The following is a 23336-nucleotide window of genomic DNA, read 5'->3' as shown; positions in this document are numbered from 1 at the left end:
CCCACCGGAGGCGGGCTCAGGCTTCCTTCGCCTCGTTGTCGGCGTCCTCGTTGTCGGCGGATACGAAGGTGTCGCGTGCCAGCTGACGGCGATCAAGCTCTTCCCGGAGTTCGTGGTGCTGCCCTTCGGTCTCCGCGTCCACGCCCCCGTCACGGATGTACTGCACATCCCTCGAGCGGTGGTTCCTGCTGTTCAGGATGTCAAGGTCATCCCGATCGATCGATGTCAGATCCTCCGGGAAGAGCTTCGCCGGGTCCAACCTGCTGTTATCACTCACGAAGTGCCTCATTCACATGCAACAAACCCAAGAGCCCCGCTTCTAGAGGCGAGACCGACATTACCGCAATCGCCTCCTACCTCCCGGATTCCTGGTCCCCGCCGCCCTCGGTGCCCAGGGGCACGATGAGCAGGATGTGCGTTCCATGGCCGAGGGTGCTCGAGATCGAGAGGGTGCCCTCGCAGAGTCCGGTCCGGCGCCGCATCTCCGTCAGTCCGGGACACGAGGGCGGTTCTGCGAACCCGGAGCCGTCATCGATGATCTCCATCTCGAGGCGATCCGGAAGGGCCTGCAGCGTGATCGTGACGGAGTGTGCTGCGGCGTGCCGGAGGGCGTTGGACAGGCCTTCCGTGAGGACCCCGTGGACATGTTCGGCCAGTTCGGGGTCGACAGCGGCGTCGAGGGGGCCTGAGAGGTGCAGGACGGGTTGGAGGGCGCGGCTCCTGGCCGCTGCCGCCACGAGGGCGAAGACGCCGGCGCTGAAGGTCGAGGTGGCCCGCGGAACGGATCGCAGTGAGTAGATGGTGTCGCGCAGTTCCCTGATCGTGGCATCCAGCTCGGCGGTCACGACGCTGATGCGTTCGAGCGCCCTGCGATCCGTGAGCTGTTTGCTGAGGACCTGCATGCTCAGGCCTGTCGCGAACAGTCGCTGGATGACCAGGTCGTGGAGGTCGCGTGCGATCCTGTCCCGGTCGCCGAACACCGCTTCCTGTTCCCGTTCCCGCTGGGCCCGCAGCAGTTCCAGGGCCAACGACACATGGGACGCGAACGTCCGGACCATCTCGTGGTCGACGTCGGTGAACGGGACCTCCGCCCGGCGGACGAAGAGGATGTAGTGCCGCTCTCCCGACCCGGCGAGTCGTACGCACACCGCCGTCGTCGGGGCAGGGAGGGAGGACCCGTGCAGCAGGCGGGCGGTATCCGCCGGTGTCAGCAGCAACGGGGGCGACATCGCGGTCAGATCGTCCAGCAGCGCCGGATAGTCCCAGGATTCCCCGCTGAAGGAGCCTGCGTCCCGGCCTTCCGCCGCTACGCAGAGGAGCGCTCGTCGATCACCGTGCTCGCGGAGAACGAGTGTGAGGTCGCTGTGCGATGCCCGCAGGGCGTGGTGCGCGACCGATTCGGGATGGCTCCGGACCGGGTCGGTCTGTTCGAGGATCTCGCGGACCGCACCGAGCCCGCCCTCGAGCCATCGTGTCCTGCGCGTCGAGTCGTCGAACAGGCGGGAGTTCGCGATCGCGATGGCGGCCGCCGCGGCGAGAGCGACGAGGAGCTTCTCATCGGTGCTGGTGAATCCTCCGTCTCCGTCCTTCCCGGTGAGGTACAGAGTCCCGAAGACCCTGTCGTGGATCCGAATGGGGACTCCGAGGAACGAGCTCATCTCCGGATGCCGGGCAGGGAAGCCTGCCGCGCGCTCGTGCGGGCGCAGGTCGTGCAGGCGCAGGGGACGCGGACCGGGGCCCGATGCGCCTGGGGCCCCGTCTCCCCGGGGGTGCGACGAGGCCGTCCCGTTCTCGTCGGTCTCCAGCACGACCGTGACGAAAGCGCTGAGCAGCCGATCCGGACCGACCACTCCCAACGCTCCGTGCCGCGCGCCGACGAGTTTGCAGGCCGCCGACACCACCCGCTCCAGGACGGTGTTCAGGTCGATGTCCTCGGCCATCGCACCGAATGCTCCTACCAGGGCGCTGATGCCGGCCGACCTCCCGGAGCTCGGTCCTGCCTCAGGCGCCGGCGTGTCCTTCATCCTCCCAGCATGCATCACTGCACGGTTCCGCCTCGTCACTTCCTGCCGCAGGTCGAGGACTTGCGGCATGAGCCGCGCATGACCAGGAGTGCAGGGCGCTGGGCCCTGCACTCCTGTCGCCCCCGGTGCCGTTTGCTCGACCCGGGGACTCCTTCCAGTCAAGAGCGGATTCCGTGTCGAAGCAACCGCTGATCGCACGGCCGACACTCAGGAAACAGTGCACCGGTCGCGAGGCTGTCCAGCGGGGAAGCCGGTCGACGATCGTGTATCCGGCAGCGGCACACCGCGACAAGCATTGCAAAACGACGAGCATTACAGTGGAGGGCAGCACCGCCCGTACCGATCGCGGTCCCACTGCCAGGAGGTGTATGTGATGAGCGAGGAGCTCAAGATGAACAGGGGTATGCCGTCGTCGCATTACGGCGGTAGTGAGCGGACACGCGATCTCGCCACGGAGCTGGCCGAGCTCGCCCGGTCGCTGCAGCAGGAACCGGACTCGGACGCGATCGTCGCCGGCTTCGTCCACGCGGCCGTCGACCTGATCCCCGGGGTCGACGAAGGCTCCGTCAGTGTCGTCATCGGGCGGAAGAACATCGGATCCCGCGGCGCGTCCGGCAGCCTGCCCGAGCGCATCGATGCGCTGCAGATGGAGACCGGGGAGGGGCCGTGCCTGGAAGCGGCGTACGAGCGCCGGACCGTGCGGGTGGCCGACATGGCGCACGAGGAGCGGTGGCCGCTGTTCGCGCAGCGGGCCACCGAGGCCGGCGCCAAGGGGATGCTCTCCATCCAGCTGTGGGTCGAAGGCGACGACCTGGGCGCACTGAACCTCTACTCGTACGAGGCCGACGCGTTCACGGACGAGTCGGAGAACATCGGCCTGCTGGTCGCCTCCCACGCGTCGGTGGCGTTCGCCGAGGCCGAGAAGGCCCGGCAACTCCACGAGGCGGTGAACTCCAGGGATGTGATCGGCCAGGCCAAGGGCATCCTCATGGAACGCCACAAGATCACCGGTGAGCAGGCGTTCATCGTGCTGTCCATGGCCAGCCAGCGCACCCACCTGAAACTCTGGAACGTCGCCGAGCACCTCATCAGCAGCGGCGAACTTCCCCGTTCGAAGACCGCTCGCTAGCGCATCGGGGCTGTCTCCGGTTCACGGCGGCGGATCCTCCGGGGCGTGCGACGCCTGGTCGTCAGTGGTTGAAGTGCGTGGTCAGCGGTTCTGCCTGGCCCACGGAGGCGAGGATGCCGGCGGCGAGGTCCGATACCTTCACGTTGCGCGTGGAGGATGCCTGTCGGAGGATCGCGAACGCTTCCTTCTGGGTGCACCTGTTCTGGGCCATGATCGCGCCGACGGCCGTGTCGATCGTGGTGCGGGTCGTCATGGCGGCCTTGAGGTGCTGCGTGTCCTCGCTGAGCTTCGCGATCCGCACGGCCAGGCGGAGGGAGCGTGAGGCATCGCGGGCGAGGCCTTCGGCCACCGTGATGCCTGTGGCGTCGAAGGCGTCCGGGGTCGTGGAGTAGAAGTCCAGGCCGGCACTGGCTCCGTCGTCGAGCCGGATGGGAATGCCGAGGGCAGAGCGCAGGCCGTGGGCCGCAATGGCCTGGCGGTATTCGGGGAAGCGTTCCTCGGTGAGGAAGTCCCGGATATGCACGGTCTCACCCGTGCGGGCGGCCCGGAGGCAGGGGCCGTCGTCGAACCCGTACTGCACCTCATCGACCTCACGGGCTTTGTCGCTGCTGCTGGCGACCGTGATCATCGAGCGTGGCCGCAGGAGCGTCACCCCGCAGAACACCTCACCGTAGGCGCTGCTGAACGCTTCGGAGGCTATGGTCGCGAGGCCGGTGAGGAATTCCTGGACGTCGTCGCTCTCGAGCACCATGTCCTGCAGGAGCGCGGTGACCGGGTCGCGGTCGATCTCGCGAGCGAGTTCCTTTTCGTCGGGCATGCGGCTGGCTCCTTGAACGAGGGGATGTCAGGTCGACGATCCAAGCCGCAGCGGTCGGAACCGGGCCGGGTCGTCGCGGCGGTCGGGGTTCACCGCTCGCTTCGGACCACGTGGATGGAGATGTGGAGCGCTTTCCTCCGAAGAAGTATAGGACCTGGGAGCCCGGAGTCGATCATTCAGTCCGCCGCCTGGAGGCAGGTCCTGAGCCGTCCGATGCCATCCCGGATCCGGGTCTTGGCGGTCGGGACGGGGATGCCGAGGTGGTCGGCGACCTCGACGTAGGTCAGACCGGCGTAGTAGGCGAGGTTGATCGCCTCCCGCTGCGCCGCGGACAGGGAGGCAAGGCAGGCCCGGACCGCAGCGGCCTCTGACTGCCGGACGGCAGCATCTGCGACCTGGTCGTAGTCGACGTCCTGGTTCTTGATCCCCCACTTCAGGTCCCGGGTCCGGTGGGATTCCTCGGACCGGACCTTGTCGACCGCGCGGCGGTGCGCGACGGTCAGGATCCAGGACATCCCGGTACCGAGGCCGGGATCGAATCGCGCCGCGGTGCCCTGCCAGAGGGCGAGGAAGACGTCCTGCGTCGTCTCGGCGCTCATCTCGGCATCGACGAGCACTTTCCGGGCAAGCCCGTAGACGCGGGCGGAGGTCTGCCGGTACAGGTCTTCGAAGGCCTGCGCGTCGCCCTGCCCCACCCGAAGGAGCAGCGACTCCACCTCGCTCCCCGGCAGGCCCGGACCAGCGACAGCAGGAGGGGAGGACCGGGGAGAAAGCCGGACAGGATCCGGGATCCGGGTATTCTGCATGTGCGTGAGACCTTCTTCTGACCGTCGGCTTGATCCAGGCGACGTCGGGCACCGCGTGCCATAAGGTCCCTGATTGCTAAACAACCTAAGTACAGCAAACCACAGGTCCCCCCGCGTCGGGCGGCCGGATCCATGGAGGTGCGCAGATCTTGCGTGTCGTCAGAGCCTTGCGGCTCGGGCCGGGCCGCGCAGTTTGTCCGGGTTCCGCACGAGGTAGATCCCGCTGATCCTGCCCTGCCCGTCCGCCTCCACGGCGACGGTCAGTTCCAGCCGGTCACCCGCATGGACCAGGATGCCCTGGCCGCCATTAAGAGGTCCGATGCCCACCCGCGCCCCCGGCGTCGGCGTGCGGCCGATCCTCAGAAGGAACCCGGCGATCGCCGCGGCCCCCAGGATGGGCTTGCGGGCGGCCACGACCTTGCCGCCGCCGTCGGAGAGCAGGACGGCGTCGGGGGCCAGGACGTCCATCAGGGCCTGCAGGTCACCCGTGCCCACGGCGGCCTGGAAAGCCTCGAGGGCCGCGGCGCCCTCCCTGGTGCTGCTCGCGGACCGGTCTGCGGCGCCGATGCGGGTCCGGGCCCGCACGGCGATCTGCCGCACCGCGGCCTGACTCTTGCCGAGGGCCTCGGCAACCGCCGGATAGGGCAGGCCGAAGACGTCGTGGAGCATGAACACGGCGCGTTGCTCCGGAGTGGCCTGCAGCAGCACCACGGTCAGGGCGTAGCTGAGTTGCTCGCTCATCATCAGGCGTTGCTCGGGGTCGTCGGCCTCTGCCACGAGCGGCTCGGGCAGCCACGGACCCGGGTAGGACTCCCGGCGGCGGGACACGGTCCGGATCGCGTTGAGTGCGGTCCTGGTCGCGATCGTGGCGAGGTAGGCCCGCGGATCCCGGACCCCGGCCGGGTCCACCCCGGCCCAGCGCAGGTAGCTGTCCTGGACGACGTCGTCGGCATCGGCGCGGGTCCCCAGGACCTCGTAGGCGATCGCGAACACCATGGGGCGATGCGCTGCGAACAGCTCGTCCTGCTCCGTCGAGGGGGCCATGGGCATCAGCCTACGGGCACGGCCGGACCGGCCGGCCACGTGTAGGACCCCGGTGTGCGCGCCTCCCCGGCCAGCCACGCGAGCGTCATCCGGCAGACCTGTTCCTTCCCCCATCCTCCGGCCCGCCCGGAGAGCGCCCAGCGGCGGGGCGCGTCATCTGCGTGGACGAACTGCACATGACCCCGTCCTGCGCCGAGGTCCAGGCACTGCGCGAGGTAGCCGGCGTCGAGCTCCGACGGGGCGGTGCCGGCCAGGCGGGCGAGCACGGTGTCGGCGGCGTGGGCGCCCATCGGCAGCGCGATCGCGCAGGACGCCCGCAGGTGATCCCCGGCGGTACCGGTGACGGACACGGCGTCGCCGGCGCCGAGGACGCGCTCATGGCCAGGCACGGCGAGTGTCGCGTCCACGACGAGCCGCCCGCTGCCGTCCACGGGCAACAGGCTGTCGGCCGCGAGGGACGGCACGGCGAGCCCCGCCGTCCAGATCGTCGCCGCCGCTGCCGGTCGTGGGCGTGCACCGGGAGCCCGGGGGGTCACGGTCCCCGTCTCAGGGTCCACGCTCCCGTGCTCGACGGTGATGCCGAGGCGGTGCAGGCGGCGGGCCACCGCGTCCCTGTCGGTGAGGGGATGGGCCGGCCCGGACGGGGCGACGACGGTGATGGACAGGTCCGGGCGCGTGACCGCGAGCGCGCAGGCCAGTTCGACTCCCGTGGGACCGGTACCGGCCACCGTCACCGCCGCACCGGAGGCCAGACGCGTGATGGCGCGCCGCGTTCCCGCCGCGGCCGCCGCATTGGTGACCGACAGCAGGGGAGTGGGCGGCTCTCCGCTGCCGACCGCGTACACCAGCCAGTCGAACCCGATCGGGGCGTGGCCCCGCAGGGTCAGGGACCGACGGTCGGCATCGATCCGGAGCGCCCGGGCGGGGAGGCGACGCACCCGTGGATGCAGCACCCTCGACCAGTCCACGCCTGCTGCGTCCCGGCTCCCGGCGGCGACCCGGTGCAGCCGGATCCGTTCGGTGAACTGCGCCCCCGGATCCACCAGGGTGACCTCGACGGGGAGTCGATCCGCTGTGCTCCCCGCAACCCTGTTCGCCGCCATCACCCCGGCGTACCCGCCACCGACGACCACCACCCGCACCGACCCGCTCATGACGCCTCGCTTCCTCAGGAATGTCCGACACCATCAAGACACCGCTCGCCGGCGGTCTGTGACAGGGGCGCAGCCCGGACCATGGGGCCGGTCGGTCGTCCTCAGCCCGTGGCGGTGCTGGACCTGAGCACGAGTTCGCCGTGCGGCATGGGCTTCGTCTGGATGGTGCCTGTGTCGAGCAGGGCGAGCAGGAGTTCGGCGGCCACCCGGCCCTGCATGCCCGGGTTCCTGGACAGTGCCGTGACCGCGGGGGACGCGAGCCGGCAGTGCAGCGAGTCGTCCCAGCTGACGATCGCGACGTCGTCGGGGCAGCGCAGGCCGAGTTCGCGCAGGGCGAGCAGCCCGCCCATCGCCATCAGGTCGTTGCCGAACACCATCGCCGTCACCGGCGCCTCCGGTGCGCGGAGGAGTGTCACGACGGCGTCGTGCCCGGACGTGAGCGCGTAGTCGGTCTCCACCTGGACCACCTCCAAACCGTGGCGTGCCGCGCGCTGCCGTACGCCTCGGATGCGCTCCTCCTCGTGGACGAACCGGTGCGGGCCCGACACGTGCGCGATCCGACGGTGCCCGCGGTCGTGGAGGTGATCGACGATCGTGGCGGCGTCGACGGCGTGGTCCGTCGTCGTCCCGGAGTACGAGGCGGGCGCGGCGGATGCCGGTGCGCTGTGCAGCACGAACGGCATGCCCAGCCGGTCCAGCAGGGTGGGCCGCGGGTCGTCGTGCAGGTGATCGAAGATGAGGACGCCGTCCACCTTCCGTTCGCCGGCCCAGCGCTCGTAGGTGGACTGCTCCTGGGCCGGACCCTTGTCCACCATGCGGAGCATCAGGGCCATGTCCCCTTCGGCGAGGGCTGTCTCGATGCCCGCGAGCATCGCCATGTAGTGCGGTTCCGTGCCGATGAGGAGGGGATCGGCGGACAGGACCATCCCGACGGCGCCCGCGCGGGACCGGGAGAGGGCGCGGGCGGAGGAGCTGGGGTACCAGTCGAGTTCCTCGGCGAGGTCCAGGACACGGCGCCGGGTGAGTTCGCTGACCCCTGGCTGGCCATTGAGCGCGTAGGAGACCGATGCCTTCGAAATGCCCAGCCTCTTCGCCAGGCCGGTAATGGTTTCCTTGGCCATGGCTTCCACAATAGCTCCACGAATTGCTTGACCGACCCCGTGATATCACCTAGGTTCGACCTGACTGCTGAACCGGTTCAGCATCCCCTATTCTCAGCGAGGAGAATCCCCCGTGACGTATTCACTCCAGCTCTACACCCTGCGGACGGCCATGGGAGAGGATCTGCCGGGCACCATCCAGCGTGTCGCCGCACTGGGCTACACCGCCGTCGAGCCCTACAACTTCGTCGCCACCGCCGACGAGCTCACGGCCGCACTCTCGGAGAGCGGACTCACCGCCCCGTCCGGCCACGCGCCCCTCCTCAGTGCGGACCAGGACGAGATCTTCGAGGCCGCACGCAAGCTCGGCATCGGCACCGTGATCGACCCCCACGTCGAGCGCTCGTCCTGGACCTCCGACGAGGACATCAGGGCCACCGCCGAAGCCCTCAACGCGGCAGCGAAGAAGGGTGCCGGGTACGGCATCACCGTCGGCTACCACAACCACGAGTTCGAACTGGAGGAGCGCATCGACGGCACCTCCGCCCTCGAGGTCCTCGCCGGCTACCTCGACCCGGAGGTCGTCCTCGAAGTGGATACCTACTGGGCGGCCGTCGGCGGCGAGGATCCCGCCGCGCTGCTCCGCCGCCTCGGCGACCGCGTACGCTTCATCCATATCAAGGACGGCCCACTCACCAAGCAGAACACGGAGCAGGTTGCCGTCGGCTCGGGCAGCATGCCCGTCTGGGACGTGCTCGACGCCGCTCCCGGGCTCGAGGCCGCCGTCGTCGAACTCGACGATTTCGACGGCGACATCTTCGCCGCCGTCGCCGACAGCCTCGCGTACCTGACGGAGGGAAGGAAATGAGCGCTCGATCGGAAGCCCGGCGCACCGGCCCCGTCGGCGTCGCCGTCATCGGAGCAGGGGTCATCAGCAAGGAATACCTGACGAATCTGACAGCCTTCCCGGACGTGACGGTGCACATCGTCGCCGACCTGCACGAGGAGGTCGCCGCGGCCCGGGCCGCGGAGTTCGGGGTGCCGTCCTCGGGCGGCGTCCAGGATGCGCTGAACCACCCCGACGTCGAGATCATCGTGAATCTGACCATCCCCGCAGCGCACGTCGAGGTCGCTACTGCCGCCGTCGAAGCGGGCAAGCACGTGTGGAGCGAGAAGCCCTTCTCGCTGGACCGGGAGAGCGGCACGGGCCTGCTGAAGGCCGCGGATGCCGCCGGCCTCCGCCTGGGCTGTGCTCCCGACACCTTCCTCGGCGCGGGCCTGCAGACGGCGCTGCGCCTGGTGGCGCGCGGCGACATCGGCGTACCCCTCACGGCGCTGACCCTGATGCAGTCCCCGGGCCCCGAGTCCTGGCACCCGAATCCCGCCTTCCTCTTCCAGGAGGGCGCCGGGCCGTTGTTCGACATGGGCCCCTACTATCTGACGACGCTCGTCCAGACCTTCGGTGCGATCACGAAGGTGGCGGGCTTCGGGTCGACGTCCCGCGAGAGGCGCACCATCGGTTCGGGGCCGAGGGCCGGTGAGGTCTTCGACGTCACCGTCCCGTCCCACGTCAGCGCGATCGCCCGGTTCGCGAACGGCGAGTCCTCGCAGAGCATCTTCAGTTTCGATTCGCCGCTCCACCGCGCGGGGTTCGTCGAGGTCACCGGGACGGAGGCCACCCTCGCGTTCCCCGACCCGAACAACTTCACGGGCGACCTCGTGCTGACGCGCCGCGGAAGCGACGAACCGGAGGTCGTCCACGCGGTCGGCGCGACGTCGACGCGCGGCAGCGGTGTGCTCGAGATGGCCCGGGCCCTGCGCGAGGGGCGCCCGCACCGCGCGCAGGGCCAGACGGCGTACCACGTCCTCGACGCCATGGTCTCGATCGCGGAGAGCCTCGCCACCGGTGAGTTCGTCTCGCTCTCGAGCACCGCGACCGCCGCCGAGCCGCTGCCGGAGGACTGGAACCCGTACGCGGCGACCCTGTCCTGAGACCTCCCGGGGAACCCGACCACCACGCCCGCGAGGGACGCGGACGGTGGCCGGCGGGGCTCCGACAGCCCGCGTTCCGCCCGGGTCGAGCAGCCGGCAGGGTCCGGTGGCCGCGACGCCGGTCGGGTACTGGCGTAGGCTGGGAGTTGCGGACACGTTCGCGCCACCTCTGGCGCCGTCCGCGAGGAGGCGGAATTGGTACAGCGTATGTCAGACCCCACGTACAGGGCACAGCAGTGGGAACAGCGATACGATCCGCAGATCGAGGACGTGAACCGGCTGTGCGACACCCTGGCCGAGTCGAAGCCGGGGTCGGCGGTGCCCTACATCGACCCGATCCACGACGTGGACGGCTGCAAGATCGTCAGCCTCTTCTCCAACCCCGGAGCCTCGCTGCCCTCCGGTTTCGTCTCGTTCGAGAACGACGACCCGAGTTCCATCCGCATGGCGGGGATCTACGAGGCCGTCGGTCTGCGGCCCGATGCCTTCATGCCGTGGAACGCCCACCCCTGGTACCTGCCGGAGGGCAAGGAGCGGGCGCTGACCATGGACCAGATCGCCGACGGCGTGAAGCCCCTGCTCACCTTCCTGCAGCAGGTCCCGCGAGCGTCGGCGCTCGTGGCGCACGGTGCCGACGCCCACAAGGCCGCCCGCCGGCTCATGAAGCTCGAGAACCGGGCCATCGCCAAGCGCGGGTTCAAGATCTACGAGGTCCGTTCCCCCGGGGAGCGCGCCTTCAAAGGCACGCCCGTCAACCAGGAGCTGTGGCTGAAGGAGATCCAGGCGGCCTACACCGACGCGATGGGTCGCGCCGGCATCCGCGCCCGGCAGTCCATCTAGGGCTCCTTCCGGATCCGCGGTCCACGTCGGGGACCGGGCCCGCCGCCTGGCCGCGCCTCAGGGGCGGTCGCTGAGCGCGTGCAGCGGAGATTCGGTCGAGTGCTCCCTCGAACGCTTCAGGGTCAGTCCCCGCAGGGTCGCCGCGATGTCCTCGATGGACTGCTGGACCCACGCGAAGGCGTCGTCGTCCGTCCTCTGCGTCTCGAGGTCAGGTGCGCTTGCGCGGTGCGTGAGGGCGAGGCGCGCGACGGCTCTCTCGAGGTGCTCGAGCAGGGCGTCCGTCTCGGCACTGAGCTGGTGGACGAGGGTGTCCCCGCTTCGTGCGTCCCGGCCGCCGGGCACCATGTGGAGTGCGGTCCGGTGCGGCGCGGCTTCGTCCGTGGGCGTGGGGGCAGACGGGCACTGTGTGCTCATGTAGGTGAGACCTCGGTCTGTGTGATGACGGCACCCTGACATCGCTCAGGGGCGAAAATGCATTGACACAGACAGTCTGCCATTACCCGGCAGTATTCCCCGCGTTCCATGCCGCAGGAATCCCGTAAGTTACCGACGAGTACGGACCGTGGGTCCGTCGCCGTCCATCAGGAGTCCCGCTTCGAGGTGAGGTAGGTCGACCCGTCCGGGTTGCGCACCACCGTCCACTGCTGCAACTCCTCCTGCCTCGCCCGCTGCGCTTCGTCGTCGAGATAGACGATCGGGCCCGTGGTACTGCCGCGCTGTGCAGGTCCGAAGAACATGCGAAGTCTGCCCGTGGCCTGCATGAAGCGGGTCGACAGCGGATCCTTCGCGCTCATTGCTTCCTTTCGGCGTCCCGAGCAGGAGGTCGTCCTCCGTGGTGCTCTCCGGTCGGAGGCAGGGAACTACTCATCAGGATACTCGTCATCCCGTGTGAGGAGGGCGGCGTCCGGCGCCTAGGAGAAGTTCTCCGTCGTCATGAATCCGTGTCCGCGCCGCACCAGGTCCTCGAGCACGGCGAGGTCGACGGCGGCGAGCGAGGTGACGTACAGGCACCCGGCGCCGCGCCGGTGCTTGCCGAGGTGCGGCAGCAGCTCCTCCACCCCTGGTGCGGCGAGCAGGCCGTAGAGCGCCTGCGCCGTCGACCGTGGCGAGAATCCGACGGAGAGGGCATCGCCCTCGTGGCCCGAGGCATACCGGTAGTGGTACCGGCCGAAACCGATCATCGAGGAACCCCACATGACGGCGCGCTCGCCCGTCACCCGGCCCATGAGGTCGAGCAGGACCAGCGCGTCGGCACGTCGCGTGGGATGCGCGATCGTGTCGATGAACGAGCGCGGGTCCTGATCCGTCGGCTGTGTCAGCAGTTCTGCCACGATCCGGCCGCCTTTCCCGGGGGCGCGCCGTCGGCGCCCGTGCAGCCACAGTAGACGGGCCCGCGGCCCTCCGGAAGTGTCGGTGGCGGCAGGTACCGTCGGGGATAACGACGGACACTTCGAAGGGTTGCATGCTCCAGGCCAACAAGCTGCTTCAGATCAGCCGCATCTACGTCGAGCCGGCTGCGGCTGCCCTGCCCCGCGGCCAGGAGATCCTCGCACGGTGGCCGGACGCCGACGTCGTCGAGGTGGCGAGCCACTGGCGTATCCCGGAACTCAGCGGGGACGAGGCGAATGTGCGCCGATGGGTCCGCATCAAGACCGAGGCCCTGATCATCGGCGTCAAGAAGTCACTCACCGCGAAACCCAACGGGAGGTCGGCGGACTTCATCGCCCCCTCGACGGCGAACGGCTGCGCCATGGCCTGTGCCTACTGCTACGTCCCGCGCCACAAGGGCTACAGCAACCCCATCACCGTGTTCGCCAACATCGACCAGATCAGTGGCTACCTCGAACGGCACGTGGCGCGTCAGGGCATGAAGCTGGAGCCCAACCAGTGTGACGACCAGGCCTGGGTGTACGACATCGGGGAGAACAGCGACTGCTCGGTGGACGCGCTGGTCAGCGACAACGTGCGGGACCTCGTCGACCTGTACCGGGACCTGCCGACCGCCAAGCTCTCCTTCGCCACCAAGTACGTGAACCGGGACCTGCTCGCCTGGGACCCCCAGGAACGCACCCGCATCCGCTTCTCCCTCATGCCCGAGAAGCTCGCCCGAACCGTGGACGTGCGCACCACGCCGGTCGCGGAGCGCATCGCCGCGATCAACGACTTCGTGGAGGCGGGCTACGAGGTGCACGTCAACTTCTCTCCCGTGATCATCACGCCCGGCTGGCAGGACGACTGGCGCGAGCTCTTCGGCCAGCTCGACGCCGCGCTGTCACCCGCGGCCAAGAGCCAGCTCGCGGCGGAGGTCATCTTCCTGACCCACAACCAGCAACTGCACGAGGTCAACCTCGGGTGGCATCCGCAGGCCGAGGAGATCCTGTGGCGGCCGGACCTCCAGGAGACCAAGCAGTCCCAGAACGGGTTCACGAACGTACGCTACGTCGCCTACGACAAGCGGGGCTATCTCGACGAGTTCCTCCGCCTCGCCGACGCGCAGCTGCCCTACTGCCGGATCCGCTATGCCTTCTAGCGCTCGACGCCGCGCGCGTCGCCGCACTGGCCCCGTCCGCCGCACCGGGACCGTCCGCGGCGCCGGGCCGGGGCCGACCGACGGTACATTGTCACCGTGGTCTCAAACCTTGCGCGCCTCGTCACGGCGCTGTTGCTCCTCTGCCTGTGCGCCTGCAACATCAACCCTGCCGCCGTCGCCTGCGACCCCATCGATGGCCGGAACCTCGCGCCGGCCGAGGGCACGCTCATGGGCGTGAACCTGGAGTGGGGGAGGGAGACCCTCGCCGAGTACGCGGACAAGCTCGGCGAGCGCCCTGCCGTGGCCGTGACCTTCGCGGACTTCCCGTTCGCCCCGGAGGACCCGGACCTCGTCAGTGCCGCCGCCGAGCAGGCGCGACAGACGGGAGCCATGCTCCTGCTGACGCTGGAGCCCGTGGAGGGTCTGGCCGCCGTCACCGACGAGCGCGCGGGGGAGCTCGCGGCCCTGCTCGCGGGCTTCAACACCAGCGGGGTGCCGGTCATCGTGAGGTTCGCCCACGAGATGAACGGCTCCTGGTACGCCTGGGGGCAGCAGCCCGGCGAGTACATCGAGGCCTTCCGCCGCGTGGCCGACGCCGTCCACGCCGACGCCCCGGGGTCCGCGATGATGTGGGCCCCGAACTACGGCGGCGGCTATCCCTTCGCCGGGGGCGCCCAGGAGTCCCTCCCCGGAGCCGCCGGCTTCCCGGCGCTCGACACCACCGGGGACGGCGTGCTGACCGCGCTCGACGACCCCTACGCGCCCTACTACCCCGGCGACGACGCCGTCGACTGGGTCGGCATGACCATCTACCACTGGGGGAGCACCTACCCCTGGGGCGAGAGCGAGATGCCCGAGGAGGGCAAGTTCGTCGCCCAGCTCACCGGCACCTACGACGGCGCCAACGGCGACGAGACGATGCTCCCCGACTTCTACGCCGAGTACGGCGTGGGCCACGGCAAACCCGTCGCCATCCCGGAGACCGCGGCGCTCGTCCGCGATGACATCGGCGGCCTGCGAACCCTGAACATCAAGCGTGCCTGGTGGCAGCAGGTCTTCGACCCGGCCGTCCAGGAGCGCTTCCCGCGACTCGCGATGGTCAACTGGTTCGAGTGGAACAAGGTCGAACCCGAGGTGGGCTCGGCCGTGGACTGGACCGTCGTCGAGGATCCCGCGATCCGTGCCGAGTTCACGGCCGCGCTGCCCGACTGGTACCGGTTCGCCGACGAGCCCGAGGACTGCGGGGAGCCGCTGTCATGACCGCCGAACCCCATCAGGGTCCGGACCGGTACCTCGCCCCGGAGCTGCCACGCCCCGTGATCATGGACCAGTACTGGGCGGACGCCGTCTTCCTGCACTGGCGGATCGACGCCGCGGCCGTCGCCGGGTTCATGCCGCCCGGCGTCGTGCCGGACGAGGTGGACGGCTCCTCCTGGGTGGGACTGATCGGCTTCCGGATGATCGGCGCGGGACTGGGCCGAGGCCTGCCCGTCCCGTACGTCGGGTCGTTCACCGAGATCAACGTCCGGCTCTACTCACGCGGCCCCGACGGCGTCCGCGGCGTCGTGTTCGTGACGCTGGATGCCTCCCGCCTCGCCGTCGTCCTCGCCGCCCGCGCCGGCGGAATCCCCTACGTGTGGTCGCAGTGCGCGCCGCTCGCGCGTGGGGAGGGTGAGCGCGGGGAGTACGGGTACGACGTCGCCCGGTACCGGCGGCAGGCCCGCTCCCGCTTCGCCGTGCGGCCGGACACGGGCGCGACGGCGGCGGACGCGCTGTCCCTGGAGCTCACCGCGCGCTTCGGGCTGCACAGCGTCCTCGCCGGACGCACCCTCTACATCCCCAACACCCACACGCCCTGGCCGCTCCACCCCGCCACCCTGACGGAGCTCGACGATGGGCTGCTCGCCGCGGCGGGGCTCCATGTGGACGGTCCGCCGGAGTCCGTGCTGTTCTCGCCCGGCGTGCAGACGCAGTTCGGGAAGCCTCGCGTGGTCCACCGTCCCTGACCCTCGGACCCCCTCCTGTCCGCTCCCGCCGCGTCCTGCGGGGCGGTGCTCGACGGGGGCATCACGGTCGAGGACGACCGGGCCGAGAGCGGGGCCGAGTGCAGCCGGGGCCTGTGCTTCTCGCCGGAGCCCGCGTCATGACGCTACGCCCCGGCCGGCACCGTCACGCGCGTGCGATGCCAGAGGGCCGGATGCTGAGTGTCTCGATCGTCGATTCGCGGGTCGCGTCCACGGCGAGTCGTACGGCCCGGGCTACCTGGTCCGGCTGGATCCACGCCTCGGGCCGGTAGTCCCTGCCCTCCCAGGTATGCAGTTCCTCCTGCATGTCCGTGGCGACCCTGCCGGGGTGGATGGAGCTGACCCGGACGCCGTGCGGGCGCTCCTCCTCGCGCAGGGCGTCCGTGAGGGCGCGCAGCGCGAACTTGGTGCCGCTGTACGCGGCGGAACCTGCCCCGGAACTGTAGCCGGAGCCGCTGTTGATGGCGATGACCTGGCCGCCGGCCGCGCGCAGGGCCGGGAGCAGCGCCTTCGTGAGGGCGGCCACCGCGAACACGTTGACCTCGAAGCTCTCGCGCCAGGCGTCGTCGGACAGCTCCGCGACCGACCCCATTCGCAGGACACCCGCGGAGTGGACGAGGACGTCGAGTCGCGGGATGCCGGCGACTGCGGCTGCCACCTGGCCGGAATCGCGCAGTTCCGCGGCGAACGGTTCCGCGGAGGGGAACGACGCCGACAGCTCCGCGAGGGCGGTCAGGTCACGTCCGCCGAGCAGCAGGTGGTGCGTGGTGCCGAGCTCATCGGCGATGGCACGGCCGATGCCGCGGGAGGCGCCCGTGATGAGGGCGACGGGAGAGGAGGACATGCCCTCACCCTAGCAACGGGCTGTTCACCCGCCGGGCGTGCTTTGACAATGAAGTCCACGTCACACAAAATCGCCTGACAACAAAAGTTCACTGGGGGACAACTTCAGAGAGATGAGAGGGCACATGCCTGACGTGAATCCACCCCATGAGATCCTCACGGAGGCCGAGGTCCTCGCGGCAGCCGACGCGCTCGTGACCGCTTTCCGCGCGACGGACACCGAGGCGTACTTCCGGTGCTTCGCCCCGGACGCCACCTTCGTGTTCCACACGGAACCCCGCCGGCTCGAGGACAGGGCCGCCTACGAGGAGCTGTGGGCGGGGTGGATGGCGGATGGCTGGCGCGTGACGGACTGCATCAGCAGCGGTCCCCGCGTGCAGGTGGTCGGGACCACGGTGATCTTCACCCATCACGTCCGGACGACCACCTCGGTCGGAGGCGCGACCGGGACGACCAGCGAGCGGGAGACGATCGTGTTCCGCCGCGCCGGGTCCTCGATCGAGGCCGTCCACGAACACCTGAGCCCCGCCCTCGAAGACCCCACGGAAGAGAGCGCAGCATGACGCAGGCCTCCCGGACCTCGGCGTATCGGCGCCTGTCCGACCACCTCGACAAGAACTCCGACGGGTACGGCCCCCTCCGCGGCACGCTCGGGACCGCGCGCATGGGCATGATCTGGCTCGCCGCCAACCTCGTCGTGACCACCCTGCTCACCGGGACGCTTTTCGTCCCGGGCATCAGCTGGGGCCTCGCGGTCGGCATGATCGTCCTCGGGACCCTGATCGGCGGCTCGGTGCTGGTGCTGGTCGGGAACATGGGCACCCGGACCGGCCTGGCCACGATGTCGCTCACGAAGGGTTCCTTCGGGCTCCGCGGCTCCTTCCTCCCGGTCGCCGCGAACGTGATCATCCTGATGGGCTGGAGCTGGGTCCAGGCGATGCTCGCGGGGGTCACGGTCAATTTCCTCGTCGAGCAGGCCACCGGCTTCTCCAGCCCGGTGCTGTTCTCCGTCCTCTGCCAGCTGCTCGTGGTCTGTCTCGCGATCTTCGGCCACACGGGGATCGCCCGCGTGGAGCCGTGGCTCGCCCTCGTGATCCTCGCCTTCATGGCCTACATCTTCACCACGGCGTTCCTCGCGTACGGTCCGGCGGACTTCGCGGCGATCCCGCAGGACGCCGCCGCCGGGTGGACGCCCGTCGCGACGCTCGACGTCGTCATCGCGACCGCCATCTCGTGGACCGTCCTCTCCGCAGAGTTCAACCGCCTCGCCCGGACGCAGGCAGCCGGCATGATCGGTTCCGGGGTGGGCTACGTCCTGTCCACGGTCCTCGCCATGACCCTCGGCGCCACGGCCATCGGCTACGTGGTGCTCGACGGCGGCGAGGCCGTTCCCTTCGACCCCACCGTGATCGTCGCCGCCTTCGGCGCACCGCTGGCCGTCGTGATCTTCCTGTCCGTCATGGCGACGAACACCATGGTGGTGTACGGGATGGTCGCCTCCGTGGTGAACATGGCGCCGTCGCGCCGCGTCACGTTCCTGCCGACGGCGATCGTCCTCGGCGTGATCTCGATCCTCGGCTCCACGTGGCTGGCCCTCCTCGACCAGTTCACCGCCTTCCTGACGGTGATCGGCGCACTGTTCATCCCGGTCTTCGCCGTCATGCTCGTCGACTACTACGTGCTGAAGTCGCGCCACTACGGACGCGACATCCTGCGCGCCCGCGGCGGGGAGTACTGGTACCGCGGGGGAGTCAACATCGCCGCCGTGCTGGTGTGGCTGGTCGGGGCGGGCGCCTCCCTGCTGCTGACCTACCGTGTCCCGAGCCCCATCGGCGCAACGATCCCCACCTTCGTGCTCTCGGCCGTGCTGTACCTGGCCTGGGCAGCGGCCACCGGGCGGATCGACCGCACGCGGCGCCCCCACGTCCACCTGCTCGACCTGCCGGAGGAAAGTCCCGCCCGTGCGGATCGTTGACCTGTCCCAGCCGGTCCACACCGGGATGCAGGTCTATCCAGGGGACCCGGAGGTCACGCTGACCACGGTGGCCACCGTCGTCGAGGACGGCTACCAGGTGGCATCCCTGCACGCCGGCTCCCACACCGGGACCCACCTCGATGCCCCCCTCCATTCGATCCCCGGAGGGCGGGCGGTGGACGACATCGACCTCGCCCGGCTCGTGGGGTCCGCGAGGATCGTGCGGTGCACGGGTCTCGCCGCCCGCGAGATGATCCCGTGGTCCGCCGTGGCCGATCAGCTCGAGGACCTCGACGGCGTCGCCATGGTGCTGTTCCGCACGGACTGGTCCGAGCACTTCGGGACGGAGCGCTACCTCGAGCACCCGGTCCTCGCGGCCGAGGTGGCCCGGCAGCTGCTCGCCGCCGGGATCACCGTGGTCGGCGTCGACACCCTCAACCCGGACGCCACCCTCGACAACGGGGACGATCTGCCGTTCCACACCGTCTTCCTCGGCGCGGACGGGGTGATCGTCGAGAACCTCGCGAACCTGGCGCAGGTCACCTGGGACCGCCCGCTGGTGTCGGTACTCCCGCTCGCCCTGGCCGGGACGGACGGCGCGCCCGTCCGAGCCGTCGCGATGCAGCCGGACGCCTGACGGCTCCTGGGCGATCGTGCCCGGCGCGGCGGCCCCGGGCCGTGACCGATCGGCGGGGCCCGGCACCCCACGGGACCGGGAGGGTCCCGTGACGCGGACGCCCGCGCCCCCCGGAGGGAACGCGGGCGTGCGACGCGGACGTGGTGCCGGTCAGTCGGTGCGGGAGAGCATCGCGATCTCGTCGGAGGACAGCTCGAGCTCCTCGGCGCGGGCCGAATCCTGGATGCTCTCCGGGCGGGATGCGCCCGGGATGGGGATGACCGTCGGTGCCAGGGCGAGCTCCCAGGCCAGGCACACCTGCTGGGGGCTGACACCGTGCGCGTCGGCGATCTCCTGGAAGGGCGTGAACTGCTCGCCGAGCCCGCCGGCCTTCTTGATGCCGCCGAGCGGGCTCCAGGGCAGGAAGGCGATGCCGTTCTCGCCGCAGTAACGGAGCTCGTCCTCACTCGACCGGAAGGCGGGGGAGAACTGGTTCTGCACCGAGGCCAGGGCTCCGCCGAGGATCTCGTTCGCCTTCCGGATCTGGTGCACGGTGGCGTTCGAGATACCGGCCATGCGGATGACGCCCTCGTCCAGGAGATCCTTGAGGGCACCCACGGACTCCTCGTAGGGGACCTCGGGGTCCGGTCGGTGGAACTGGTAGAGGTCGATCGCGTCCCCGCCGAGCCGCTTGAGCGAGGCCTTCGCCGCCTCCTTCAGGTACTCGGGGCGGCCGTTCAGCGTCCACGACCCGTCGCCCGGCCGAAGGTGCCCGCCCTTCGTGGCGACGAGGACGCCGGAGCTGTCCCCGCCGTAGTGGGCCAGCGCCTTCGCGATCAGCAGCTCGTTGTGGCCCACCTCGTCGGCGTCGCGGTGATAGGCGTCCGCGGTGTCGATCAGGGTGACACCGGCGTCGAGCGCAGCGTGGATGGTGCGGATGGAACGGTCCTCGTCGGGACGTCCCTCGATGGACATGGGCATGCCGCCCAGGCCGAGGGCGCTGACCGGGGTACCGCCGAGCGAGCGTTGCTGCATTGTCGTTCTCCTTTGGATAGACGTGCCGACCACATGGTAAGCACGCTTCACAGCCCGCCGGGAACCGGCTCCGGTACTAGCCGAGCGTGAAGATCCGCCGTACCACCCGGCCCTCGGCGAGCGCGTCGAGGCTCTCGTTGAGGTCCTCGAGCGGCCGGGTGTCCGTGTGGAGCAGTTCGACCGGCAGGCGTCCCTGCCGCCACAGCTCCAGGTAGGCGGGGATGTCCCGTTCGGGAACGGCGTCCCCCATGTAGGACCCGAGCAGGCGCCGCCCCTGCCCGGCGAACTGCAGGGCCTGGGTGGAGATCTCCTGGTCCGGGTGCGGCAGGCCCACGGACACGAGGGCGCCACCCCGGGCGAGCAACTGCAGGCCCGCTTCCATCACGCGGGCGCTCCCCACCGCCTCGATCACGACGTCGGCCCCGCCGTCCGTGGCGCGCCGCACCAGGTCGGCGGCCTCGTCCGGGGCGCCCGCATGCTGCGCTCCGCAGCGCAGGCCGAGCTCCTGCTTGGAGGCGAGCGGGTCGATCGCGATGACGGTGGCGCCGGGGATCTGGGCCGCGGCCATCACGGCCATGAGGCCCACCGCGCCGAGGCCGAAGACGACGACCGACTGCCCCTCCCGGACGGCGGCCGTGTTCAGGACGGCGCCGATCCCGGTCAGGGCCGCGCAGCCGAACATGGCGGCGATGTCGAACGGGACGTCGTCGTCGATGACGACCACCGATTCGCGGGCCACGACGGCGTACTGCGCGAATGCGGAGACGCCGAGGTGGTGGTTGACGCGCCCGCCGTCGGCGTCGCGCAGCAGGGCGGGCCCGTGCAGCAGGTCGCCGCTGCCGTTGGCCTCCGCGCCCCGGTAGCAGAGGGCCGGCCGGCCGGCCGAGCAGGCACGGCATTCCCCGCAGGCGGGCACGAAGACGAGCACCACGTGGTCGCCGACCCGCACGTCGCCGACGCCGTCGCCGACGCCCTCGACGACGCCGGTCGCCTCGTGCCCGAGGGCCATCGGCAGGGGGCGGATGCGGGACCCGTCGATCACCGACAGGTCGGAGTGGCACAGGCTCGCCCGGGCGATCCGCACGAGCACCTCGCCGGGGCGCGGTTCAGGGACGGGGACCGATTCGAGGGACAGCGGGGTGCTTTCCGCGTAGGGAACGGGCAGTTCGGCGGCGCGAAGCACTGCAGCACGCATCATCGGGCTCATGGCATTCCTCGTCAAAAAGGTAGGGACTGCGCCAGTCTAGGGGTGTACCCGTACCGTTAGCGGGACAATCGAAGACCATCACCAACGACGGCGGGAGATGCGCAGCATGGAAACACCGTTCTACGTCTGGGTCGGCACCATCATCGGCATCGTCGGGCTGCTGCTGTTCGACTTCTTCTTCCACGTGCGCAAGGCGCACACCCCCACGCTGCGCGAGTCGGCGATCTGGTCCTCGATCTACGTGGGCATGGCGCTGCTGTTCGGCGTCGGCGTGCTGGTCTTCGGCGGACCGACCATGGGCACCGAGTACTTCGCCGGGTACGTCACGGAGAAGGCGCTCTCCGTGGACAACCTGTTCGTCTTCCTCATCATCATGGCGAGCTTCAAGGTGCCTCGCGCGGATCAGCAGAAGGTACTGCTCTTCGGCATCGTCTTCGCGCTGATCGCCCGCACCGGGTTCATCTTCCTGGGTGCCGCACTGATCAACACCTTCGCCTGGGTGTTCTACATCTTCGGCCTGATCCTCCTGCTCACCGCGGGCAACCTGCTGAAGCCGGACGGGCACGACGACGCCGGCGACAGCCTGATCATCAGGCTCGCGAAGCGCTTCCTCCCCGCCTCCGAGCACTACGACGGCGACAAGCTGTTCACCATGGTGGACGGCAAGCGCGTCCTCACGCCCATGCTGCTGGTCATGGTCGCGATCGGCGGCACGGACATCCTCTTCGCCCTCGACTCCATCCCCGCGATCTTCGGCCTGACGCAGAACACGTTCATCGTGTTCACGGCCACGGCCTTCTCGCTCATGGGCCTGCGGCAGCTGTACTTCCTGATCGACGAGCTGCTGGACCGCCTGATCTACCTCTCCTACGGCCTCGCCGTGATCCTCGGGTTCATCGGCGTGAAGCTCATCCTCCACGCCCTGCACGAGAACACCCTGCCGTTCATCAACGGCGGCGAGCACGTCGAGGTGGTCGAGATCAGTACCGGGGTCTCGTTGAGCGTGATCCTCGGGGTGCTGATCGTGACCGTCCTGGCTTCGGTCCTGAGCCCCAAGGGGAGGGCGAAGAACGCCATCTCCGGGGCGAAGCGGCATGCCACCGAGTACCTGGATCTCAACTACGAGACCGACATCGCCGAGCGGGAGAAGATCTTCGCGAAGCTGTGCGCCGAGGAGGAGGGCCTGAGGGCGCTGCCCGAGAAGTTCAAGCGCCTCATCCGGAACGAGACCGAGTTCATGGAGCTGATCCGCCGGGCGCATGCCGAGCACGACGCCGCGCTGGAGCGGGAACCGCGCGGGTAGCCCTACGCCCGCCCACCTGCGACCGAGCCGTTCAGGACGCTGCTGCCGAGGATCTCCCCGAGGAGTTCCAGCGGGGCTCCGGGGGGCAGCGGGACGCCGGGGCTGGTCAGGGCGCGGACCGGGTCGTCGTCGCCCCGACCTGCCGCCGGATCCGGGTACCGGGTCCACGAGTAGGGGGCACGGCTGACGCGGGACTGCTCGGCGGGGAGGACGTCGTCGACCAGTTCGTTGACGGCCTGCGACACGACGTCGGCGTCCTCGGCGTCGAGGCGGACGATCCCGTGGAGGTATGCGTCGAACTCGAAGTAGTCGCCCGCGCCCCCCATGTTGCAGTAGTGCATCCACGTCTCGTAGACGGAAAGCCCGGCGAACTCCATGGCCCTCAGCGTGTCGTCGTGCTGCATTCTGCTCAACCCCCGGTCGTGGCCCCCGGTGGGGCCTTCACCGATCCTGTCGGACCAACGTCAACTGAAACGGGTGTGCAGACTCAGTTTTGGCGCAAGGGATGGTCTAGTGCACGAGTTTCAGCCCGATGACGCCGCCGACGATCATCAGCAGGAACACGATCTTCAGGAGCGACGCCGGCTCGGTGCCGGTCGCCATCGCGTAGACGACGGTCAGTGACGCGCCGATGCCCACCCAGACCGCGTACGCCGTCCCGACGGGCAGGGTCCGCATCGCATAGGCCAGGCCGGCCATGCTCGCGGCGATGGCGATGCCGAACACCACGGTCGGCGCGAGCCGGGTGAAGCCCTCCGATCGGCCGAGGGCTGTCGCCCAGACGGCTTCGAGGACTCCGGATACTACGAGGACGATCCAGGCCATGACTCTCTCCGGGCCGTCTTGTCGCCTACCGGGTACGGCACCCCTCGTCCGGGAAGCAGCAGTCCGCGCTTC

At 69.7% G+C, this 23336-nt stretch carries 26 protein-coding genes and 1 riboswitch; of the genes, 11 read left to right on the top strand and 15 right to left on the bottom strand.

Features of this window, described 5'->3' with window-relative positions:
• Positions 1–16 precede the first annotated feature (16 nt).
• The gene (locus AC4D2F_RS08895; RefSeq protein ID WP_490910217.1) at positions 17–277 is read right to left on the bottom strand and encodes a hypothetical protein; all 261 of its coding nucleotides are present in this window, start codon (positions 275–277) and stop codon (positions 17–19) included.
• Positions 278–353: 76 nt separating this feature from the next.
• The gene (locus AC4D2F_RS08890; RefSeq protein WP_490910216.1) at positions 354–2024 is read right to left on the bottom strand and encodes a GAF domain-containing sensor histidine kinase; all 1671 of its coding nucleotides are present in this window, start codon (positions 2022–2024) and stop codon (positions 354–356) included.
• A gap of 373 nt (positions 2025–2397) precedes the next feature.
• Here AC4D2F_RS08890 and AC4D2F_RS08885 point away from each other — a divergent pair, with 373 nt between their 5' ends.
• Positions 2398–3153 (top strand): GAF and ANTAR domain-containing protein, encoded by a 756-nt coding sequence (locus AC4D2F_RS08885; RefSeq protein WP_490910215.1) that lies wholly within the window; start codon positions 2398–2400, stop codon positions 3151–3153.
• Positions 3154–3214: 61 nt separating this feature from the next.
• Here AC4D2F_RS08885 and AC4D2F_RS08880 read toward each other — a convergent pair whose 3' ends face one another.
• The 5 genes from AC4D2F_RS08880 to AC4D2F_RS08860 form a co-directional block, all read right to left on the bottom strand.
• Positions 3215–3970 (bottom strand): GAF and ANTAR domain-containing protein, encoded by a 756-nt coding sequence (locus tag AC4D2F_RS08880; protein ID WP_104167868.1) that lies wholly within the window; start codon positions 3968–3970, stop codon positions 3215–3217.
• A 176-nt stretch (positions 3971–4146) separates the two neighbouring features.
• Complete coding sequence (sigK, locus tag AC4D2F_RS08875; RefSeq protein WP_490910214.1) at positions 4147–4776, bottom strand: ECF RNA polymerase sigma factor SigK; 630 nt, start codon at positions 4774–4776, stop codon at positions 4147–4149.
• 159 nt (positions 4777–4935) lie between these two features.
• Complete coding sequence (gene sigJ, locus AC4D2F_RS08870) at positions 4936–5820, bottom strand: RNA polymerase sigma factor SigJ (protein ID WP_219815711.1); 885 nt, start codon at positions 5818–5820, stop codon at positions 4936–4938.
• 5 nt (positions 5821–5825) lie between these two features.
• Positions 5826–6974, bottom strand: coding sequence for an NAD(P)/FAD-dependent oxidoreductase (locus AC4D2F_RS08865; protein ID WP_490910213.1), 1149 nt, complete (start codon positions 6972–6974; stop codon positions 5826–5828).
• 101 nt (positions 6975–7075) lie between these two features.
• Complete coding sequence (locus AC4D2F_RS08860) at positions 7076–8095, bottom strand: LacI family DNA-binding transcriptional regulator (RefSeq protein WP_490910212.1); 1020 nt, start codon at positions 8093–8095, stop codon at positions 7076–7078.
• A 112-nt stretch (positions 8096–8207) separates the two neighbouring features.
• Between AC4D2F_RS08860 and AC4D2F_RS08855 the strand changes: the two genes are divergently transcribed.
• From AC4D2F_RS08855 to AC4D2F_RS08845, 3 genes are all read left to right on the top strand, one after another.
• Positions 8208–8942, top strand: a complete 735-nt coding sequence (locus AC4D2F_RS08855; protein ID WP_104167872.1) for a sugar phosphate isomerase/epimerase family protein — start codon at positions 8208–8210, stop codon at positions 8940–8942.
• Positions 8939–10066 (top strand): Gfo/Idh/MocA family protein, encoded by a 1128-nt coding sequence (locus tag AC4D2F_RS08850; RefSeq protein WP_490910211.1) that lies wholly within the window; start codon positions 8939–8941, stop codon positions 10064–10066. Before AC4D2F_RS08855 ends, AC4D2F_RS08850 begins: the two co-directional genes overlap by 4 nt.
• Positions 10067–10273: 207 nt before the next feature.
• On the top strand, positions 10274–10906 hold the full coding sequence (locus AC4D2F_RS08845) for a uracil-DNA glycosylase family protein (RefSeq protein WP_104167874.1): 633 nt from the start codon (positions 10274–10276) through the stop codon (positions 10904–10906).
• A 57-nt stretch (positions 10907–10963) separates the two neighbouring features.
• Here the strand turns inward: AC4D2F_RS08845 and AC4D2F_RS08840 are convergent, their stop codons facing one another.
• The 3 genes from AC4D2F_RS08840 to AC4D2F_RS08830 all read right to left on the bottom strand — a co-directional run bounded on the left by AC4D2F_RS08840 (position 10964) and on the right by AC4D2F_RS08830 (position 12237).
• Complete coding sequence (locus AC4D2F_RS08840) at positions 10964–11320, bottom strand: hypothetical protein (RefSeq protein WP_490910210.1); 357 nt, start codon at positions 11318–11320, stop codon at positions 10964–10966.
• A gap of 167 nt (positions 11321–11487) precedes the next feature.
• Positions 11488–11700 (bottom strand): hypothetical protein, encoded by a 213-nt coding sequence (locus tag AC4D2F_RS08835; protein ID WP_104167876.1) that lies wholly within the window; start codon positions 11698–11700, stop codon positions 11488–11490.
• A gap of 117 nt (positions 11701–11817) precedes the next feature.
• A complete protein-coding gene (locus AC4D2F_RS08830) occupies positions 11818–12237 on the bottom strand; it encodes a DUF1801 domain-containing protein (protein WP_104167877.1) in 420 nt (139 codons plus the stop codon).
• Between the two features lie 131 nt (positions 12238–12368).
• Between AC4D2F_RS08830 and AC4D2F_RS08825 the strand changes: the two genes are divergently transcribed.
• The 3 genes from AC4D2F_RS08825 to AC4D2F_RS08815 all read left to right on the top strand — a co-directional run bounded on the left by AC4D2F_RS08825 (position 12369) and on the right by AC4D2F_RS08815 (position 15442).
• Complete coding sequence (locus AC4D2F_RS08825; protein WP_104167878.1) at positions 12369–13436, top strand: spore photoproduct lyase family protein; 1068 nt, start codon at positions 12369–12371, stop codon at positions 13434–13436.
• Positions 13437–13532: 96 nt separating this feature from the next.
• Positions 13533–14696 carry a glycoside hydrolase family 26 protein gene (locus AC4D2F_RS08820; RefSeq protein WP_490910209.1) on the top strand — a complete coding sequence of 388 codons (1164 nt, stop codon included), beginning with the start codon at positions 13533–13535 and terminating at the stop codon, positions 14694–14696.
• A complete protein-coding gene (locus tag AC4D2F_RS08815) occupies positions 14693–15442 on the top strand; it encodes a YqjF family protein (protein ID WP_490910208.1) in 750 nt (249 codons plus the stop codon). The genes AC4D2F_RS08820 and AC4D2F_RS08815 overlap by 4 nt, the downstream gene beginning before the upstream one ends.
• A gap of 163 nt (positions 15443–15605) precedes the next feature.
• Here AC4D2F_RS08815 and AC4D2F_RS08810 read toward each other — a convergent pair whose 3' ends face one another.
• Positions 15606–16304 (bottom strand): SDR family oxidoreductase, encoded by a 699-nt coding sequence (locus AC4D2F_RS08810; RefSeq protein ID WP_490910207.1) that lies wholly within the window; start codon positions 16302–16304, stop codon positions 15606–15608.
• A gap of 124 nt (positions 16305–16428) precedes the next feature.
• Between AC4D2F_RS08810 and AC4D2F_RS08805 the strand changes: the two genes are divergently transcribed.
• The 3 genes from AC4D2F_RS08805 to AC4D2F_RS08795 are packed head-to-tail and all read left to right on the top strand — an operon-like array spanning position 16429 to position 18915.
• A complete protein-coding gene (locus AC4D2F_RS08805) occupies positions 16429–16866 on the top strand; it encodes a nuclear transport factor 2 family protein (protein WP_490910206.1) in 438 nt (145 codons plus the stop codon).
• A complete protein-coding gene (locus AC4D2F_RS08800; protein WP_104167881.1) occupies positions 16863–18278 on the top strand; it encodes a purine-cytosine permease family protein in 1416 nt (471 codons plus the stop codon). The genes AC4D2F_RS08805 and AC4D2F_RS08800 overlap by 4 nt, the downstream gene beginning before the upstream one ends.
• Positions 18265–18915: a cyclase family protein gene (locus AC4D2F_RS08795; protein ID WP_104167882.1), complete on the top strand. Its 651-nt coding sequence runs from the start codon at positions 18265–18267 to the stop codon at positions 18913–18915. The genes AC4D2F_RS08800 and AC4D2F_RS08795 overlap by 14 nt, the downstream gene beginning before the upstream one ends.
• Before the next feature lie 150 nt (positions 18916–19065).
• Here AC4D2F_RS08795 and AC4D2F_RS08790 read toward each other — a convergent pair whose 3' ends face one another.
• Together AC4D2F_RS08790 and AC4D2F_RS08785 are read right to left on the bottom strand one after the other, a co-directional pair.
• The gene (locus AC4D2F_RS08790; protein WP_104167883.1) at positions 19066–19929 is read right to left on the bottom strand and encodes an aldo/keto reductase; all 864 of its coding nucleotides are present in this window, start codon (positions 19927–19929) and stop codon (positions 19066–19068) included.
• 76 nt (positions 19930–20005) lie between these two features.
• The gene (locus tag AC4D2F_RS08785) at positions 20006–21124 is read right to left on the bottom strand and encodes an alcohol dehydrogenase catalytic domain-containing protein (RefSeq protein WP_490910538.1); all 1119 of its coding nucleotides are present in this window, start codon (positions 21122–21124) and stop codon (positions 20006–20008) included.
• Positions 21125–21242: 118 nt separating this feature from the next.
• Here AC4D2F_RS08785 and AC4D2F_RS08780 point away from each other — a divergent pair, with 118 nt between their 5' ends.
• Positions 21243–22439 carry a TerC family protein gene (locus tag AC4D2F_RS08780; RefSeq protein WP_490910205.1) on the top strand — a complete coding sequence of 399 codons (1197 nt, stop codon included), beginning with the start codon at positions 21243–21245 and terminating at the stop codon, positions 22437–22439.
• Between the two features lie 2 nt (positions 22440–22441).
• Here AC4D2F_RS08780 and AC4D2F_RS08775 read toward each other — a convergent pair whose 3' ends face one another.
• Positions 22442–22852: a hypothetical protein gene (locus tag AC4D2F_RS08775; RefSeq protein WP_490910204.1), complete on the bottom strand. Its 411-nt coding sequence runs from the start codon at positions 22850–22852 to the stop codon at positions 22442–22444.
• 97 nt (positions 22853–22949) lie between these two features.
• A complete protein-coding gene (locus AC4D2F_RS08770) occupies positions 22950–23264 on the bottom strand; it encodes a DMT family transporter (protein ID WP_104167885.1) in 315 nt (104 codons plus the stop codon).
• A gap of 7 nt (positions 23265–23271) precedes the next feature.
• Positions 23272–23336: riboswitch (guanidine-III (ykkC-III) riboswitch) on the bottom strand.

The sequence above is a fragment of the Arthrobacter sp. TJ-263 genome, assembly GCF_058269155.1.
This window is presented reverse-complemented; position numbering and strand designations above follow the sequence as displayed.

Bases quoted from the DNA above. Each gene is read 5' to 3' on its own strand.
- AC4D2F_RS08785 (WP_490910538.1), bottom strand. From the start codon at position 21,124: ATGCGTGCTGCAGTGCTTCGCGCCGCCGAACTGCCCGTTCCCTACGCG.
- AC4D2F_RS08835 (WP_104167876.1), bottom strand. From the start codon at position 11,700: ATGAGCGCGAAGGATCCGCTGTCGACCCGCTTCATGCAGGCCACGGGC.
- AC4D2F_RS08865 (WP_490910213.1), bottom strand. From the start codon at position 6,974: ATGAGCGGGTCGGTGCGGGTGGTGGTCGTCGGTGGCGGGTACGCCGGG.
- AC4D2F_RS08850 (WP_490910211.1), top strand. From the start codon at position 8,939: ATGAGCGCTCGATCGGAAGCCCGGCGCACCGGCCCCGTCGGCGTCGCC.
- AC4D2F_RS08885 (WP_490910215.1), top strand. From the start codon at position 2,398: ATGAGCGAGGAGCTCAAGATGAACAGGGGTATGCCGTCGTCGCATTAC.
- AC4D2F_RS08780 (WP_490910205.1), top strand. From the start codon at position 21,243: ATGGAAACACCGTTCTACGTCTGGGTCGGCACCATCATCGGCATCGTC.
- AC4D2F_RS08790 (WP_104167883.1), bottom strand. From the start codon at position 19,929: ATGCAGCAACGCTCGCTCGGCGGTACCCCGGTCAGCGCCCTCGGCCTG.
- AC4D2F_RS08800 (WP_104167881.1), top strand. From the start codon at position 16,863: ATGACGCAGGCCTCCCGGACCTCGGCGTATCGGCGCCTGTCCGACCAC.
- AC4D2F_RS08860 (WP_490910212.1), bottom strand. From the start codon at position 8,095: ATGGCCAAGGAAACCATTACCGGCCTGGCGAAGAGGCTGGGCATTTCG.
- AC4D2F_RS08825 (WP_104167878.1), top strand. From the start codon at position 12,369: ATGCTCCAGGCCAACAAGCTGCTTCAGATCAGCCGCATCTACGTCGAG.
- AC4D2F_RS08845 (WP_104167874.1), top strand. From the start codon at position 10,274: ATGTCAGACCCCACGTACAGGGCACAGCAGTGGGAACAGCGATACGAT.
- AC4D2F_RS08840 (WP_490910210.1), bottom strand. From the start codon at position 11,320: ATGAGCACACAGTGCCCGTCTGCCCCCACGCCCACGGACGAAGCCGCG.
- AC4D2F_RS08815 (WP_490910208.1), top strand. From the start codon at position 14,693: ATGACCGCCGAACCCCATCAGGGTCCGGACCGGTACCTCGCCCCGGAG.
- AC4D2F_RS08890 (WP_490910216.1), bottom strand. From the start codon at position 2,024: ATGAAGGACACGCCGGCGCCTGAGGCAGGACCGAGCTCCGGGAGGTCG.
- AC4D2F_RS08770 (WP_104167885.1), bottom strand. From the start codon at position 23,264: ATGGCCTGGATCGTCCTCGTAGTATCCGGAGTCCTCGAAGCCGTCTGG.
- AC4D2F_RS08810 (WP_490910207.1), bottom strand. From the start codon at position 16,304: ATGTCCTCCTCTCCCGTCGCCCTCATCACGGGCGCCTCCCGCGGCATC.
- AC4D2F_RS08805 (WP_490910206.1), top strand. From the start codon at position 16,429: ATGCCTGACGTGAATCCACCCCATGAGATCCTCACGGAGGCCGAGGTC.
- sigJ (WP_219815711.1), bottom strand. From the start codon at position 5,820: ATGGCCCCCTCGACGGAGCAGGACGAGCTGTTCGCAGCGCATCGCCCC.
- AC4D2F_RS08880 (WP_104167868.1), bottom strand. From the start codon at position 3,970: ATGCCCGACGAAAAGGAACTCGCTCGCGAGATCGACCGCGACCCGGTC.
- sigK (WP_490910214.1), bottom strand. From the start codon at position 4,776: ATGCAGAATACCCGGATCCCGGATCCTGTCCGGCTTTCTCCCCGGTCC.